Origin of the sequence: Streptomyces sp. NPDC058457 (genome assembly GCF_042720695.1) — a bacterium.
Classification (GTDB): Bacteria; Actinomycetota; Actinomycetes; order Streptomycetales; family Streptomycetaceae; genus Streptomyces.
In genome coordinates, this window is sequence record NZ_JBHXLU010000002.1 from 299301 (window position 1) to 316031 (window position 16731).

Below are 16731 nucleotides of genomic sequence, written 5' to 3' on the forward strand. Positions count from 1 at the left end.
CATGGACGGTCGGATCCGCGTACGCGTTGTTCGTCGGCCCGCTCCCCGCGGGCAGGAGATCGACCGCAGGACGCCTTCCGGGCGCATCCTGCCGTACTAGGCAACCCGGATCGCCGCACGGAGCACGGGCACGCGGACGGCCCGCACCGGCCGCGGCCTGCTCCTGGTCAACCCCGTCGCCGACCCGGTCACACGGCCAGCGGCTCCAGGTCCCGGTACACCCGGCGTTCCGCCAGCGCGAAGCGGGTGATGCCGTTGTTCTCGCCGAGTTGCCGGCGCAGCCCCATCAGTCTCCGGACCGTCTCCTCGCGCAGCGTCCGGGCCTCGTCCAGGCGGCCGAGGGCGGTCAGGGTGAGGGCGCCGTTGCTGACGACGGCCAGAGCCTCGGGATGCTGGGCGCCGAGGTCGGCGCGCAACGCGTCGATGCTGAGTCGCTCCCGCTCCCAGGCCTCCTCCAGCCGGCCGCTCTCGGCAAGCACGATGGCGTAGTTGGCGGAGCAGAACCGGGTGTGCGGGTGGTGGGCGCCGAGCACCTCGGTCATACGCTCCAGCACCTTCAGGAACACCTCCTCGGCCTGCTCCTGGTCACCGCAGCCCCAGTGGAAGACACCGAGGTTGTTCATCGCGGCCTGGGTGTAGGGGTGTGCCTCGCCCGGCTTCTTCACGTACTCGGTGAGCACCTTCTGGGCGACGTCGCGCGCGGCTTCCCGGTCCTCGGCCGCGAACAGGTCGGCGGCGAGGTTCAGTTCGCAGGCGAGCGAGTCCGGGGTGGACGCGGTGTACTGCAACCGGTACTGCTCCAGGGTCGCGGACGTCAGCCGCCGCGCGTCCTCCAGCTCGCCCGCCCGGCGCAGCGACACCGCGAGCGACTTCGCGCACCGCAGCGTGCCCGGGAACTCCTTGCCGAGCACGCGCTTGTGCTGGTCGTACGCCCGGGACAGCACGGTCACCGACGCGCTGTACTCGCCGACCTCGCGGAGGTCGCGGCCGAGGTTCTCCGCGGACGAGAGCGTGTAGATGTGATCCGCGCCGTGCACCTGGGTACGGCGGGTGAGGGTGACGTCGTCGATCTGCCGGGCGTCCCGGTACCTGCCGACCATGCGCAGGGCCAGTGCGAGGTTGTTGGCCGCGTTCAGGGTGCGCGGGTGGGCCTCGTAGAAGAGGTCGCTGAAGCCGTCGTGCGCTTCCTTCGCCAGCTCCACCGCCTTGGTGTACTCGCCCAGCGCCGCGAGGTCGCTGGAGAGGCCGGAGGTGGTGATGAACGTGTGCGGGTGCCGGTTGCCGAGCAGCCGGCGCTGCCGCCCGAGCACGTCGGCGTCCAGCTCCCGCGCCTCGACGTACAGCCCCTGGGAGCGCAGCACGTTGGCGAGCTGGCAGCGCAGGTACAGGTACTGCTCGTCGTCCTCGCCGAGGGGTTCCTTCCAGTGGTCGAGGAGTTGCTCGGCGAGTCGCTGCGCCCGCGGGAACTCGCCGCGCTTCCACAGGTAGCGGACGCGGTCGATGAGCAGCCGGCGCGGCTCCGTCTCGGTGCAGTTGCGGATGCCGGAGGCGGTCAGATGCGGCCAGACGATGTCGAACTGCGGCCAGTTCTCCCGGTTGTCCGTGGGTTCGTCCCCTTTGGGGCGGGCGCCTCTGAGGATCTCGTGCACTGTGTGCCGGGCCTCGCGCCGGTCCTCCTCCGACATCTGGGAGCGGATCACCGCCTGCACGAGCCGGTGCACCTGGATCGAGCGGGAGATCTGGTCGACCTTGGCCAGCGCGAGCCGGCCGATCTCCCGTACCAGCTGGCCGATCAGCAGGCTCTCCGTCAGGCCGAGGGCGGTGAGCATCTCGTCGCTGTCGTAGAGCAGTTCGGCGGAGATCGGCTCGGCGGCGAGGAACGCGCACAGCTGCAGCAGCCGTACCGATGCGGGCGAACGCTCCTTCAGCCGCTCGATGGAGATGTTCCAGGTGGCGGCCACCGTCTCGGGGTAGTCGGCCGGCTGGTTGAGCCCCAGCACCGCGGCGGTCTCCTCGGTGAGGCGGCGCAGGTACTCGGCCGTCGGCATGGCGGTCTCGGCCAGCCAGGCCCCGGCCTGCTCCACCGCGAGCGGCAGATCGCCCACGGCCTCCGCGACCTGGTCGGCCTCCGCCGGGCTGAGCCCGGGGGCGCGCCGGGACAGGTGCTCGACGCTCTCCTGCCGCTGGAAGACGTCGACGGGCAGCGTCTCCCCCCTGTCCGACCACGCCTGGTTCCGTGAGGTGACGAGGATGTGCCCGCCGCCGGTGGCGGGCATGTAGCCGGCGAGGTCCTCCGGATCGTCGGCGTTGTCGAAGACCAGGATCCACCGCTTGGTGGGGTTGCCCCGGGAGAGCATGCGCACGGTTTCCTTGCTGGCCAGTGCCATGTCCTCGCCGCCGGGCGCGCCGATGCGGGAACCGAGTTCGGCGAGCGAGGCCACCACGTTGTCGATGTTCCCGGCCGACACCCACCACACCAGGTCGTAGTCGGCGCTGAAACGGTGCACGTACTCCAGGGCGATCTGCGTCTTGCCGACCCCGCCCATCCCGAACAGCGCCTGGTGCTGGGGCAGCACGGCGGTCATGCCGCTGCGCAGCTGCTCCCGTACCTTTGCGAGGATGTAACCCCGCCCGGCGAAGGTGCTGTTGCGCTGCGGCACGTTCCAGTGGGCCGGGACATGGCCGGGGAACCGGGGCGCCGCCGGTCCGCTCTTCGGTACCTGCCCGGGCAGTTCGAGCGCGCCGAGCAGCGCGCCCTCGCAGCCGGCCTCGTCGAGTCCGTGCAGGTCGACGACAGGATCGGTCTGGTCCGGGTACGACGCCGGTAGCCGGACCTCGTCGACCTGCACCGGCACCAGTGATCCCGGTGCCCCGTCGCCGGCCGCCGGGCCCAGCAGGCTCTCGGTGTGCCGGGAGTCGTGCAGCGCCTTGGACCACACCACCAGGGTGCGGGTGCCGGGGGAGGGACCGCCGAGCGGTCCGGCGGCCAGGTCGTGCAGCGTGACGGCGCAGCCCGCCCGCTTCAGCAGCGACTCGATCCAGTCGGCCCACATCCGGTTCTCCGCCGCGTACACGATCGCCACCCGCGCCCCGGTGGCCTGCGGCCGGCGCCGGATGAACGCGTCCCGGCTGCGCAGCCGCACCGCTTCCGGGATCTGCGGCAGCGCGGTGACCTGGTTGTCGGACACGGCCGCGGTGAGCCGTTCGAAGGCGGACAGCAGCGACTTGGGGTCGCCCCTCTTGTCCCCGACGACGGCAAGGGTCTCCTCGTACGCGTAGTACGGCTTGTACGGAATTTCGACGCTGCCCCAGTAGGCGGTGACCTCGTCGGCGCTGAGCGATTCCCCGCCCGGCCCCTTCGGCAGTCCGGCGAACTTCAGCCGGGCCACCGCTCGGCCCGCCTCGACCTTGTCCTTCTCGCCGTCGTCGACGCGCATCGGCACGGGCAGCACCCGGATCCGCCGCTTGCGGTGCTCGTCGGCGACGCTGTGCGCGACCTCGGCGGCGCCTTCGATGGACTGGTCGCTGAGGGTGAAGCAGTCCACGAGGAGGTCGGGCATCTGGAGGGTGCAGATGTCCGCGGTGTCCGACCGCCCGGTGCGGGAGTCGATCAGGACGTAGTCGTACGACCGTTTCATGCTGTCGCGCAGCGCCTCCAGGAACATGCCGCCGCCGAGGCGGTCGTAGAAGTTGTCCCACTCCAGGGACGACGCCGTGCCCGCGTAGGCGCGGAACTGGCGGCCCGCGGAGAGGAAGTCGAGCGAGCCGTCCCTCTCGAAGGCGAGTCCCTGCCGTTCGGGGGAGAGCGAGACGGCGTGGTGTTCCACGTCCGCGAACTCCAGGTGCCAGGCGCCCGTGCGGCTGGTGCCGTCCGTCGCCGCCCAGGCGTAGTCCTGGAGGATGTTGAGGACGCCCCCGGTGGCGGCGAGCACGTTGGGGTCCAGGAACGGGTGGAAGAAGCGATCCAGCCCCGGGGCTTCCAGGTCCCAGTCCACGGCGAGGACCCGTTTGCCGTTGGCGGCGAGGATCCACGCCGTGTTGGCCAGCGCCATCGTCCGTCCGGTGCCGCCTTTGTACGAGTAGAAGGTGATGATGCGTCCGTCCCTTGCGGCCGTCATGCCTCTCCTCCGGGGTCGTCTCCCGCGTCCGGGTCGGACGGCGGACACGGGTCCGCCAGACGGGGTCTGGGGATGTGCGGGCCCGGCGGCAGTCGGACCTCCGCGTTCTTCAGGAACTGCCGGGTCGTGTACGCCACCACCTCGGGCAGCACCCTGGTGAAGGACTTGAGCGTGGGTACGCCGTCGACGGCGCTCCGGGTGTCGCCGCGCCGGGCCCGCTCCAGGATGGTCGGCATCACCCGCTCCAGCTCCTCGGCGAGCCGCCGCCCCTCCTGTCCGTGGTTCTGCAGGTCCGTCCGGCAGCGCGGCACGATCGCGCTCACCCATGGGCGGGCGTGCGCGTCGAACGTCTTCAGTCTGCTCCGCCGTTCCTCGTCGCTCAGCGCCCACTGGTCCACGAGCAGGATGCCGGGCCGCCGCTCCCCGGACCCGTGCGGCTCCTCGGTGGGGTTCTCGTCGTCGAAGGCGGCGACGGTCACCCGGTAGTCCAGCGAGCGGATCAGTTCCTCGGCGTGCGTGGACAGCGCGCGCGTCGACTCGGTGCGGTACGGGTTCCAGTCCACTGCGTCGTCACCGTACGGCTGGGCGTCGCGGTGGCCCGGGACGGAGTCCCGGGTCGGCGCGAGAACGGTCAGCCGGATGTGCCGGGGGCCGGTGCCGCGCGGATTGAAGGCGCTCGGCGTGCTCTCGTAGTCCCGGGGGCGGCCGGGCGGCAGCCGGGACTCGCCGGCCGCCTGCACGATGCGCTCGGCGAGGCCGAACACGGTCTCGTCGTACTCGTCGCGCAGCCGGCTGAGCTTGATCAGCCCGTAGATACCGGTGCTGAGGTACCGGCCGCCCGACGGCGCGTCCTCGACGCGGATGTGCCGTACGGAGTCCGGGAGTTCGCGCATGTCGACGGGGGTCCACAGGGCGGGCACGATGGCCGGGGCGGTGGCCGTCCCGGTGGTCCTCGCGTTCAGCATCCGTTCGTGGAAGGCGTACCACTCGCGGCCGCACGTCTCGCTGGAGAAGTAGCGCGGCGAGAACAGCGGCACGAACACCCGGCAGGCGGCGAGGTTCTCGCTCAGCTTCTCGGGCCGGCCCTCCCCGGAACGCATCTCCCGGTCCATGAAACCGGCCGGGGAACCGGCGGGCAGGTCGGTGAGCGCCATGATGTGGCCGCACAGGTCGTTGAACAGGACCCGCACCCAGTGGTCCGGGTCGCCGCTGTCCGGGCTCCACCGCGGGGTGCGGGCGTACGACAGGAAGAAACAGGGCCGGTTGTCCGGAACCCGGTCCTGCACCCGTTCACCCCTCGCCACGCGTCCCCCTGTCCGCTGACAGGCCGTCGGCCCGCTCCGCCGACGCTGCAGGACGGTCCGCCCACTGCGACCACATGCGGGCCACCAGCACGGCACCGGTCTGGGTCAGCTCGTTCTCGGGCAGCAGGGTGAGCGCGGTGAGGGCGCCTGCCGCCTCCTCGCCTGCATCCCGGCCGAGCTCCTCGTCCGCCAGGTCCAGCAGGGGGCCCGCGGGGCTGCCCGGCGGGTGCAGGTCGGCCGTCTCGCGCAGGGCGGTGAGGCGGGCCCGGCGGCCGATGCGCGGGAGTTCGCGGGCGAACTCCTCCGGTGTCACGTCCACCGCCACGCCCAGCGCCCCCAGCCCGTGGGCACCCAGCACCAGACCGCTGCCCGCCGCCAGCGGGGTGAGGACGCCGGGACGGAACGTGTCCGGGTCGGTGTGCCTGGCCGGTGCGTCCTTCGCCAGCAGCTCGTAGGCCCGGGCCATCCGTTCGGCGAACTCGCCGCACTCCAGCGGCGGGGCGACCGGGAAGGCGTAGCAGTCGCGGTAGGGGTCGGCGTCGTCGACCAGCGGGCCGTCCTGGACCGGCAGCCGGTCGACGGGACGCCAGCGCGCGGAGACGGGGACCTCGTCGAGGCGTACCCAGTTCCCGTCGGCCTCGCGGTCCTCGCGCACCCGGAGGGCGTCCGGTGCCACGGTGACCTCGATGCGGCCGGGGGTGTCCAGGCGGTAGGTGCCCCAGGTGGGCAGGTACAGGCGGGTGCCGGGCTGGTCCCAGGACAGCGTGGCCGGTACCCCTGCCCGCAGGGCCGCCGCGGCGGCCAGTGCCATGAACCGGGCCGTGTCGACGGGGCCGTTGAGGGAGCGCTGGAGGCTGGTGCGCACATAGGGGTGCGTCAGCACCTCGTCCAGGTGCGGGGCGGTGCCGGGGTCGGCGTCCAGGGCCAGCAGCAGCCGCCAGGCGTCCGCCCAGTCCGGCTCGGACGCCAGGTGCTCCTGTACGCGGCGTAACAGCAGCCGGTCCAAATCCAGCTGAGCCCAGGAGAGTTGATCCGAGCCCAGCACCGCGGGCGAGAAGGAGCGGTCGGTCACCCGGTCGGCGATGCCCTCGACCAGGGAGCGCAGATCGGCGCAGAAGACGCTGGGGTTGTCGAAGCCGTCTCCCGAGCGGTACCGGTGTCCGTACAGGCCGCCGCCGCAGGACCGCACCACCGGGCACCGGCGGCAGGTGTCGCTGAGCCCGTCGACGCCCGCCTGTCGGGCCTGGACACCGGGGTGCGCGGCGAACTCCGCGAAACCGTGCCGGAAGACGTCGTACCCCGTCTCGGGTGCGCCCGCGTAGGCGGTCTTGAGCCAGTCGGCCTGCTCGAAGGCGCCGTCCGTCTCGATCACGGCCAGGTCGCTCGGCGCCAGCCCGAGCGCCTCGGTCAGGGGCGGCCCGCCGCGGAGCGTGCTGAGCACCGACTCGAAGGTCCGCACCGGCATCGGGCGGCCCTGCTCCTCCCACCGGTCGAAGACCGCGAGCAGCCAGTCGGCGTACGGCGCGGTGGCCTGGGCCGGGTTGGGCGGCGGGGAGTCCCAGGTGGAGTGCGGAAGCAGGTAGTCGATCCGCGGCGGGGCCAGTGCGGTGAGGGCGTCGTGCACGGCGACCGGGTCGTTCGCCACGTCCACCGTGCACAGCACCCCGCTGAACAGGTGGCGGTACTCGGGCTCCTGGAGCAGCCGGATGCCGCGGACGACGCGGTCGTGGCTGCTGCGTCCCCTTCGGTCGAGCCGGTGCCGGTCGTTGGCCGCGCGGTCGCCGTCGAGCGACACGCTGACCCGGACCCCGAACTCCCGGCAGACGTCCAGGTGTCGTCGGTTCAGGGTGACCGCGTTGGTGTGCATGCGCAGGTCGAGCGCGGTCAGCGGGGAGAGGGCGCTGGTCAGCTCCGCGCAGATGGCCCGCAACCGGGCCGGGCCGACCAGCAGCGGTTCGCCGCCGTGCAGGATCACCGAGACGGACTCGAGGGTCCGCGAGCGGGCGTACTCGGCCAGCCGGCCGGCGACGGCGCGCACGGTCTCCGGGCGGATGAAGGTCGGGCGGTTCCGCCAGCTCTGGTCGGCGTGCTGGTACACGTAGCAGTGGTCACAGAGCAGGTCACACCTGCTGTGGATCTTGAGGACCAGCTGTCTCAGAGGTGGGCTGCCGGGAAGCCTCGGGCGTCCTGCGGCTGTTGATGCCTCGTCGGCGCGCTGCCCCACGTCAGCCCTCCTCGCTCAGCAGGCCGAGTTGAACGTGACGGGACGGTCGGGACGGTTGTCGGGGCAGGTCACGCGCCCCGCGGTGCGCGCGGCGGCGGCCGTGCGCGGTCCGATGTCCCTCAGGCGCGTGCGTCCTGAAGTGATCGTGGTGGTGAGGGAAGGGCGCCTCGCCGGCGTCACCGAAAGGATCATGGTGTCTCTCAGCTCCGGTTCGGATTGGTGAAGCTGCTGTCGGCTGTGACTGTCGCACACGCAACTCCTCGGCGGCTCAAAGGATTTGCGGACTTCCGCGCAGTCCGGTCGTGCTGACGCGGAACCATATATCAGAAATGCCTCACTTGCGCGTGGGACTGGTTTCCGCACCCAGGGAGTTCTTACGCTGGTCTTCGGAGGCGCGCGTAAGGCTGTCGGGGGCGCGCAGCGAATCCAGGGGGCGTCATGGGAGCGGCTGTCACTCCTGTACCGCGAACCACGCTGAGCGACGGGGACCTGCCGCCGCTGTTCCAGGTCAGCGACCAGTGGGCGTTGCGCCATCAGAGTGACTCGTTCCGGGCGGTGCGTACGCATCTGCTGCTGCTTCTGCTGGCCACCACGGCCGCCGTCCTGACCGAGCAGGCGTCAGGGCACGTCATGACGCTGCTCGCCGCCGTGCTGTACGGGCTGACGATAGCCCTCGGCCTGAGCACCTCGCGGCGTCGCTCCCGCGCCCACTGGCAGGCGCACCGGGCGGCCGCCGAACTGCTGAAGTCGCTGGCCTGGCAGTACATGGTGCACGGCGGGCCCTTCCACTCCCATGTCGCCGACCCGGACGCGGTCTTCGCGGAGCGCGTCGAGGAACGCCTGCGCGAGCTGCGCAAATGCGGCTGGGAGGACTCCCGCAGCGACCCCGGGGAACGGGGCGGGGGGCAGATCACACCGCGGATGCGCGCCGAGCGGGCCAAGTCCTACGCGGCCCGCCGGGACCTCTACCTGCGCGACCGGCTCCTGGAACAGGCCGTCTGGTACAAGAACCGGTCCGTCCGCGCGCATCGCGCCGCCGCCCGCTGGTCCTCCGTCACCGCGGCACTGACCCTGTTCGCCCTCGCGGCCGCCCTGCTGCGGACCGTCGGCCTGCTCGGCGGCGCCGACCTCGCGGGGCTCCTCAGCGCGGCCGCCGCGGCGGGTGTCGCCTGGCAGGAGGTGCGACGCCACGGCCCGCTGACGCACGCCCACTCCCTCATCGAACAGGACCTGGAGACCGCCCGGATCGCCATGGCCACGACGGTGACGGAGGCGGGCTGGGCCGAGGCGGTGGGGGAGACGGAGCGTCTGATGTCCCCGGCGCACACGGAGTGGCTGGTGCGCTTCGGCACCTGACACCCCCTCACGGCCGCCCCGTGACCGGCGGGCGGGCCCGGTGTCAGTCCCGCCGCACCCCCGTCTGCCACAGCACCGTCACCGGCACCCCCCTGCGCCGCGCGTAGGCCACCACGTCGCCGGTGCCGCCCGGGCCGCGCGCCGGGCGGCCGTCCCATACGGCGATCAGGTGGTCGGAGTGGTCCACGATCCAGCAGCCCGCCGCGAAGTAGGCCTGCTCGTGCGTCGGCTGGCGGGGCAGGTCGACGCGGTTCGCACAGGACCGCAGGATCCTGCGGTACGTGGCCCGGGCCTGCTCGTCGCCCAGGTGGGCCTCGTAGTCCATGCCGGGGATCACGGCCGTCACCGGGACGCCATGGGCCAGGGCGATGTCCGCGAACAGCTGGTCGGCGCCGGCCGCGAGGCAGCTGAGGGCCTCCCAGGCCACGTCGCTGCGGCTGAACTGACGCCGCAGGGCCGAACGGACGAGCGGCAGGACGGACGGCGGGAGCGCACGGTGTCCGGTCACTCCGACACGGGTCACGGTGAGGCGGGGGACCGCTGCCGCCTCGGCGAGATACTCGGTGATATCGGCTGTCACGGAACGTCCCCTCCCGTCACCATCGGTGAGTCCACCCTAATCCAGGGGCGACAAGATGCGCAGGGGGCGCATCGACTCACACCGGTGCCCGGCCGCGGAAGGTGGCTGTTCAGGCGGCCAGCGGGTCCAGCACCAGCGGCTCGATCCGGCCCTCCAGCATCGCCCCGATGCCCTGGACGGCGCACACGTCCGGCCGCTCCGCGATGTGCACCGGCATACCGGTGGCCTCCCGCAGCAGCTGGTCGAAGCCGGGGAGCAGCGCCGAACCGCCGACCATCATGATCCCGCGGTCGACGAGATCGGCGACCAGGTCCGGCGGGCAGTCCCGCAGCACCTTGCCGATGCCGTCCAGGACGGACATGAGAGGCGTCTGGATGGCATCGCGTACGGCGGCGGTGTCGACCCGCACGCTGCGGGCCAGCCCGGTGGCCACGTCCCGCCCGTGGATCTCGGTGGAGGCCGGGCCGTGCGGGGTGAGGCCGTTGCCGTCCAGGGCCAGCTCCAGGGGCCGGACCGACTGGTTCGGCAGCATCAGCTCGTGCTCGTGCCGCAGGTGCTGCACGATCGCGCGGTCCACGGCCTCACCGCCGACGGGCAGCCGCTCGGCGCACACGATCGACCCCAGCGACAACACGGCGACCTGGGTGGCGGCGGCCCCGCAGACCAGGATCATGCTGGCCTCGGGCCGCTCCACCGGAAGCCCGCACCCCACCGCCGCGGCGATCAGCGTGTCGACCAGCTCCACCCGTCTGGCCCCCAGCCCCACCAGCGTCTCGATGGTCGCCCGCTGGGCCAGCGGGTCGGCGTCGTGCGTCGTGCAGGCCGCCGCCCGCAGCCGGGGCTTGCGGCGCAGGGAGCGGCGGATCTTGTCGCCGAGCAGATGGCGCAGCATGCGCTGGGCCATCTCGATGTCGACGATGGTCCCGCCGGAGATGGGCCGCACCACGCGGATGTAGTCCGGGGTACGGCCCGTCATCTTCTCCGCGAACTCGCCGACGGCGATCAGGGCGCCGGAACGGGTGTTCACGGCGGCGACGGAGGGCTGGTCGACGACCAGACCCATGCCCTTCACGTACACGCGGGTGCGGGCGGCCCCCAGATCGACGGCGAAATGGCAGCGGCGCAACTGCTCCAGACTGACGGTCACGGCAGATCCTCCCGAGCGCGGGCCGTGTGGGGTGGCACCGCCGGTCGGCGGCCTGCTTCGCATCCTCCGGGGGATCAGAGCGGCGCGCCTGCGGGGAGGGGCCGGGCGGGGCGCGGCTGAATGGGGGGTTTCCCGGCTACAGGGTGCGGGCGGCTTCGAGGAGCGGGCGCAGGCCGGGTTCGCCGCTGACGTGGAAGAAGGGGATGTCGGCCTGCCGGGCGGCCGCCCGCTCGGCCTCGGTGGCGCCGACCATCAGGCACTTCGAGGGACGGACACCGAGGTACCGCAGGGCCTGCGTCACGACGTGCGGGTCGGGCATCAGCGGTGAGTGCAGCCCGTCGCGCCCGTGGACACCTCCGTGCAGGCAGTCCAGCAGCCCGCGCCGGCGCAGATACGCGGTCGCCGTGTACGCATCGCAGTCGGTGACGACCGCCAGCTCCAGGCCCATGTCGGCGAGGGTACGGATCACGAGGTCGGCGTCGGCGACCGGCACGGACCGCTCGGCCGCCTGCGACTCCAGGGCCGTCAGGCGTGCGCGCAACTCCGGGGAGACGTTCTGCAGGTCCAGCATGGGGGGACGGCCGAGCGGATCCGGACCGAGCAGCCGGGCCAGGAGCGGGATGTCCGGGGTCACGTCGTCGGGGTGGAGCCGGGCCAGCGTGCCGTCGAAACCGAACATGACCGCGTCCGCCCGGCGCAGACGGGCATTGAGGTCGACCCGCTCCGGACGGGCCGGCGGTACGGGGTAGGCGTCGTGGGTCGGCGTGAGGGTGAGGTCCCAGCGGACGTCGATGCCCGGCGGGGTCCGCCGTTCGCCCGGTCCGTCGGCGAGTTCGGCGCTCGCCTGGCGGAGGTAGGTGCGCGGGTAGTGGTCCGACAGATAGCGCAGCCGCGCTCGCAGGAGGTCCGTGATGACCCTGCGTGCGGATGCGGCGGTGCCGTGGGCCACCGCCCGGAGGGGATCGACGACGCGCCAGCGGGCTTCGCCGACGGCGCGGAAGGTCGCGTCGGTCTCGTCCAGCGCCAGCCGTCGTTCGGTGAGGTCGACCTCGCGGTAGTGCGTGGCCGCGGGGAACATGACGAGGCTGAGTTCGTCGCCTGAGCGGGTCTGGTACACGACGGTCCTGGTCTCCCGGACCGGCTCGGGAAACGGGCTGTGTCCGGGCACCGGGTAGGGCCCGTGCACGGGTGTCGGCTTGCGCGTGCCGTCGTACAGCGGGCGCGTCAGCACGCACAGCTGGTACCAGCCCTCCCCGGTCCCGCGGCGCAGCGGCAGCAGCAACGGGGCGGGGTCGGTGTCGTCCTCCAGCTCGTCCCGGAGCAGCTGCGGTACGGCGATGATGCCCCGCCGGTCGTCGACCGCGTCCAGGGTGCGGCGGACCCTCGACAGGGCCGGGCCCACGGTACGGCCGTCGTCCAGGACACAGGAGAAGATCGCCAGGCATCTGGGACCGCCCAGCCTCAGCACCTCGTCCTCGAACCGCGCGACGGTGACGAGGAACAGCGGCAGCCCGCTGACGTCCGGCTCCGTCAGCACCGAGTAGCCGTTGCCGTGGGCGGTCAGCACGTACTCGCCGGCGCGCAGTGCGGCGTCCCCTGCCAGCCGGGTGACCACCCGGCCGAGCGCCGCCACGTCGTCCGGGTGCCGGGGGGTGTCGGCGAACTCGACGGAGAGCAGGGTGCGGTAGGTGGGCGGGGGCGGACCGGCGCCGGGGGCGGCCTCGAGGAGATCGTCGGGATCGCGCCCGCCCCCGTCCCCGCCCTCGTCCCCCGCCTCCCACGGCGGCTCCTCCTCGCCCAGCGGATCCTCCACCGCGAACAGGCTCTCGGGTACGACGTTCTGCGGCAGCGGCGCCTCCTGGCGGGCGGTCGCCTCCTCCTCGATCGCGAAGATCGACGGCAGTGACTCCTCGGTCGGGAAGGAACCCTCCTCCGGTTCGTCGGGAGACCAGGCTTCCGGGGCCGGGGGCTCGTACTCGCCCCCGTCGCCCGGCTCGTCGAACTCGGCGCGCAACTCGTGCCCTATCGCCCGGAGTTCGGGGTCGGTGCCGCCGGCGAGCTCGTACTCCTCGTAGACGTCCAGTGCTTCGTGGACACGGTCCTGCCGCTGGAGCGCGATGAGCAGGAGGCGGCGGAAGTCCTCGTGGGAGGGGTACGCCCGGACGAGTTCGGTGAGTTCGGCGCCGGCGCGCTCGTACTCGCCCAGGTCCAGGTCGAGTTCGGCGCGCTTGCGGTGCAGGGCGAGGCGGAGCCGGAGGAGGCGGGTGCGGGCGGTGCGGGCCGCGGGCCCGGGGATGCCGGGGAGGGCCTCCGGGCCCTGCCACAGCCGCAGCGCCTGGTCGATCATGCCCCGGGCGTCCGTGAGCCGGCCCTCGGCCGCCAGCTGCGTGGCCCGGTGTTCCAGTCCCTCGCACTCGAGCAGGTCGACGTAGTCGTCACCGGCGTGCAGGGCGTAGCCGTCGGGATGCCTCGCCAGAACCCCCGGGCCGAGGACCAGCCGCAGCCGGGAGACGATCAGGGCAAGCTCGGCCGTCGCGTCCCGTGGCTCCTCGCCCGCGTTCCAGAGACCTCTCGCGAGTTCGTCCCGGGTCACCACGCGACCGTGCTTGAGCAGCAGCATGGCGAGCACCGCGCCCGCGACGGACCCGACGTCCCGGCGGTCGTGGGGAAGTCCCAGGAGCGGATGTGAAAGAAGGTGGTAGAAGCGTGTCCGGTACGACTCGCTCGCCGCATGCCGCAGGCGCGGGTCCGTGAGCAGTTCCAGCCCTTGCCGCTGGACGCGCAGCGACTTCGACGCCAGCATGCCCAGGGCATCCGCGTACACCCCCTGCACGGGGCGCGGCAGGTGTTCGAGCTCCGTCGGCGCCACGGACGGCGTCGGCTGCCGGCCCGGTGCGGTCAGCCGCAGCAGCAGGGTCCGCAGCGCCCGCAGGTCCTGCCCCTGCCCGACCGACCCCGACGACCTGCCCGGTTCGAACCGGGTGAGCTTGGCGGTTCCGTCGGGCAGCAGAATCACGCCCGACAGGCCGATCGAGCCATGGGAGAGCCCGGCCGCGTGCAGTGCCCCGACGGCGTGGGCCAGTTGAGCGCCGATCGACGTGAGAAGCGGCGCGGACAGACTCTCACCGTCGGTCGGCGCGAGTTTGCTCAGGGCGATTCCGTCCAGCCATTCCGTGACGACATAGGGTGCCCCGTCGTCGAGCCCGAAGCCGAGGACGGCCGCCACGTTCGGGTGCGTGAGCGACCGCAGGCGTCCGGCGTCACCGAGAAACCTCTCGCTCCGCCCCCGCTCCCGGAACGGCTCGTGCAGCCTGACCGTCACCGTCCGGTCCGTCTCGACGTCCTCGGCCAGCCACGTCGAGCCGCCCGGCGCGAGCTGTCGCACCAGCCGGTACCGCCCACCGACCTCCCGCGGCACCGGGACCGCCCCGGCCCCGCCCCCCGCCAGCTGCCGCACGCTCTCCGCGCGTACCGTCGCGAACGCCTCGCCCTCGCCCGCCGCGGAAGTCCCCCCCGCCATCGGGGCCACCGCCCGGAACTCCCCGGCCGCCGCGCCCGCCCGCTCCTCGATCAGTCCGCCGACCCGGGCCAGCAGTTCGCTCGTACCGCTGCGCGCCGCCCGTGGCAGGCTGCGCAGCAGCAGTTCCCGCGCTCCCGGCCGGAACGCGTACGCCCCCGGCGGCCCCGGTACCGCCGTCAGCACCCCGCTCAGAATCACCTCCGCCAGGTGCTGCGGCCGCGGATCCGGCTCCACCGCCCGCTGCACCAGCCGCATGACCGGCAGATCGGGCCGGCCGACCGCGAGATGCCCCGCCAGCCGGAACGCCTCGGGGGACGCGGTCGCCCGGAACCGCAGGACCAGTTCCTCGGCGGACAGCCGGGACACGTCGGTACGGGCGTCGCCCCGGACGCCGGCGTCCAACGGCGCGGCCGCCCCCGGGAACCGGGCCCCGCCCGCCGACGCCACCAGCCCCGCCCAGTTCGCCAGCCACCGCGGCCCGGCCTCCAGGACCGGCAGCACCGGCGAACCCTCCGGGACCTCCCCCTCGTACGGCGTGAAGGTGAGCGCGGCCGTCGGTGCCGCCGGGAACGGCGCCGACAGCAGTCCGGGCGTGGCCGGCAACGCCGTGTCGCGCCACAGGTGTTCGGGGAGCGGCTGGACCACCGCCAGCGGCATCTGCCGCGCCCACCGCCGCAGGGTGCCGTACCATCGTGCCCCCGCCTCGCCCGGCCGCCACTGCGGGCCCATGCAGTCGCTGATCAGAAGCGTGACCGTGCGCCCCTCGCCGGGCAGCCCCTCGCCGCTCACCGCACCGTCCGCGCCCGCCCGGTGGACGGCCACCGTCCGGAACACCCCCGACTGGGCCAGTGCCGTGTGCAGTTCGCGGAGCAGCGGGTGCCAGACCGGCATCGTCGGACCGTCGTCGTACACCAGGTTCAGCCGCAGCCAGCGTTCCCGCGCGGGGCGCAGGACCGGGAGCCACCACTCGGGGGCCGCGCCGAGGCGGGCGATGCGGTCGGCGGTGGCGGGTTCGTCGAGCCGGTGGCCGGACGGGGCGTCCGTACGGCGTTTGAGGGGGCGCAGGGAGCGTTGCAGGGCCAGCGGGTGGCGCAGCATGGGCGGCGCGGGCGCCAGGAGGGAGGCGTACGGGCCGGGGGACAGGGACGGGGAGGGCAGGTGGAGCGGGGTGCGGGCGGGGTCCTCCGCGCTCCCCGCGGCCGGGGGCCCCGCCGGGTCGGGGCGCGGCGCGGGCGGTGGGCCGGCGGCCGGATCCGGGGACGGTGGGTCCGCCGCTACGAGGGCCTCGTCCGGCGGAGGTGCCGACTCTCCCTCCTCCCGGTCCATCCGCCCCGCCAGCCACAGCAGTTCGGCCAGCTCCCGGGACGTCGGACGCACGCCGTCCCCCGCCTGCGCCAGCAGGTCGGCGAGGCGGGCGAGCGGAGCCGGGTGGTCAGAAGGCATCGGTCCGGGTGGCCTCGCCGAGATACGGCATCAGCTGTTCCGCCAGTTCGTCCAGCGACTCGGCGCTCAGGTCGGAGGAACGGGCCAGGTAGATCGCGTTGAGGAGCTGGTCGGTGGCGAGGTCGCCGCCGCCGACCCGGGACAGGAACCGGGTGATCAGCGACTCGGCGTAGGCGTCCGGTTCGCCGAGGTGGGCGCGGACGATGTCGGCGAGCTGCCGGTCGTCGGGCTGGCGCAGCCTCAGCGTGACACAGCGGCGCAGGAAGGCCGGCGGGAACTCGCGTTCGCCGTTGCTGGTGAGGACGACGAACGGGAAGGCCCGGCAGCGCACCCGGCCGCGCTCCACCCGCACCCGTTCGTCGGTGCCGTCGACCATCACCTCGGCGGTGGGGGAGTGCCGGGCGGCGCGGACCAGTTCCGGGATCTCGTACTGGCCCTCCTCCAGGACGTTGAGGAGGTCGTTGGGCAGGTCGAGGTCGCTCTTGTCGATCTCGTCGATGAGCAGGGCGCGGGGGCGGCCGTAGGGGAGCAGCGCGGTACCGAGCGGGCCGAGACGCAGATGGTCCTCGATACCGGACTCGGGGACGGGGGCGCCCGGGCCGAGGGCCGTGGCCGACTGGCGGGCCGCGTAGAGGCGGGAGAGCGGGTCGTACTGGTAGAGGCCGTCGTGCAGGGTGCTGCGGCTGGTGATGTTCCAGCGCAGCACCGGGCCCAGCCGCAGCTCGCGGGCGACCGCGTAGGCGAGGGAGGACTTGCCGGTGCCGGGCGGGCCGGTGACCAGTAGCGGGCGGCGCAGATAGAGGGCCGCGTTGACGAGCTGGACCGTGCGCGGTGTCGCCTGGTAGGTCGCGGCGCGGTGGGTGCGGTCCGGGGAGGTGGCCGAGGTGTCGTCGGCGTCGGCGGGGGTCGCCAGTTCCGGGCCGCCGTCGAAGGCCCGCCAGGGCGGCGGCGCGGGCAGCCCCGTGACGCCGTCGTGCGGCTCCTTCGTACCGGTGTAGACGGGCCACAGGGGCATGGGTTCCTTCTCCGTTGACGGCGG

General features: G+C 73.2%; 8 protein-coding genes. 1 reads left to right on the forward strand and 7 read right to left on the reverse strand.

Features of this window, described 5'->3' with window-relative positions; translation table 11 throughout:
* Positions 1-188: 188 nt before the first annotated feature.
* The 3 genes from fxsT to fxsBH are packed head-to-tail and all read right to left on the reverse strand — an operon-like array spanning position 189 to position 7646.
* Positions 189-4118: an FxSxx-COOH system tetratricopeptide repeat protein gene (gene fxsT / locus ACFWPS_RS03200; RefSeq protein ID WP_383700294.1), complete on the reverse strand. Its 3930-nt coding sequence runs from the start codon at positions 4116-4118 to the stop codon at positions 189-191.
* Entirely contained in the window at positions 4115-5422 is a 1308-nt protein-coding gene (locus ACFWPS_RS03205) for a TIR-like protein FxsC (protein ID WP_383700297.1), read from the reverse strand. The genes fxsT and ACFWPS_RS03205 overlap by 4 nt, the downstream gene beginning before the upstream one ends.
* A complete protein-coding gene (gene fxsBH / locus ACFWPS_RS03210) occupies positions 5409-7646 on the reverse strand; it encodes a radical SAM/SPASM protein FxsBH, inactivated beta-hydroxylase extension form (RefSeq protein WP_383700300.1) in 2238 nt (745 codons plus the stop codon). Before fxsBH ends, ACFWPS_RS03205 begins: the two co-directional genes overlap by 14 nt.
* 438 nt (positions 7647-8084) lie before the next feature.
* On the opposite strand from fxsBH, the gene ACFWPS_RS03215 reads away from it, so the two are divergent.
* Positions 8085-9002: a DUF4231 domain-containing protein gene (locus ACFWPS_RS03215; protein WP_383700304.1), complete on the forward strand. Its 918-nt coding sequence runs from the start codon at positions 8085-8087 to the stop codon at positions 9000-9002.
* A gap of 43 nt (positions 9003-9045) precedes the next feature.
* Here ACFWPS_RS03215 and ACFWPS_RS03220 read toward each other — a convergent pair whose 3' ends face one another.
* From ACFWPS_RS03220 to ACFWPS_RS03235, 4 genes are all read right to left on the reverse strand, one after another.
* Positions 9046-9525 carry a hypothetical protein gene (locus ACFWPS_RS03220; RefSeq protein WP_383700438.1) on the reverse strand — a complete coding sequence of 160 codons (480 nt, stop codon included), beginning with the start codon at positions 9523-9525 and terminating at the stop codon, positions 9046-9048.
* A 166-nt stretch (positions 9526-9691) separates the two neighbouring features.
* Positions 9692-10729 (reverse strand): rod shape-determining protein, encoded by a 1038-nt coding sequence (locus tag ACFWPS_RS03225; RefSeq protein ID WP_383700307.1) that lies wholly within the window; start codon positions 10727-10729, stop codon positions 9692-9694.
* Between the two features lie 136 nt (positions 10730-10865).
* Positions 10866-15692, reverse strand: a complete 4827-nt coding sequence (locus ACFWPS_RS03230) for an SAV_2336 N-terminal domain-related protein (RefSeq protein WP_383700310.1) — start codon at positions 15690-15692, stop codon at positions 10866-10868.
* Entirely contained in the window at positions 15682-16707 is a 1026-nt protein-coding gene (locus ACFWPS_RS03235) for an AAA family ATPase (protein WP_383700313.1), read from the reverse strand. The genes ACFWPS_RS03230 and ACFWPS_RS03235 overlap by 11 nt, the downstream gene beginning before the upstream one ends.
* Positions 16708-16731: the final 24 nt, after the last annotated feature.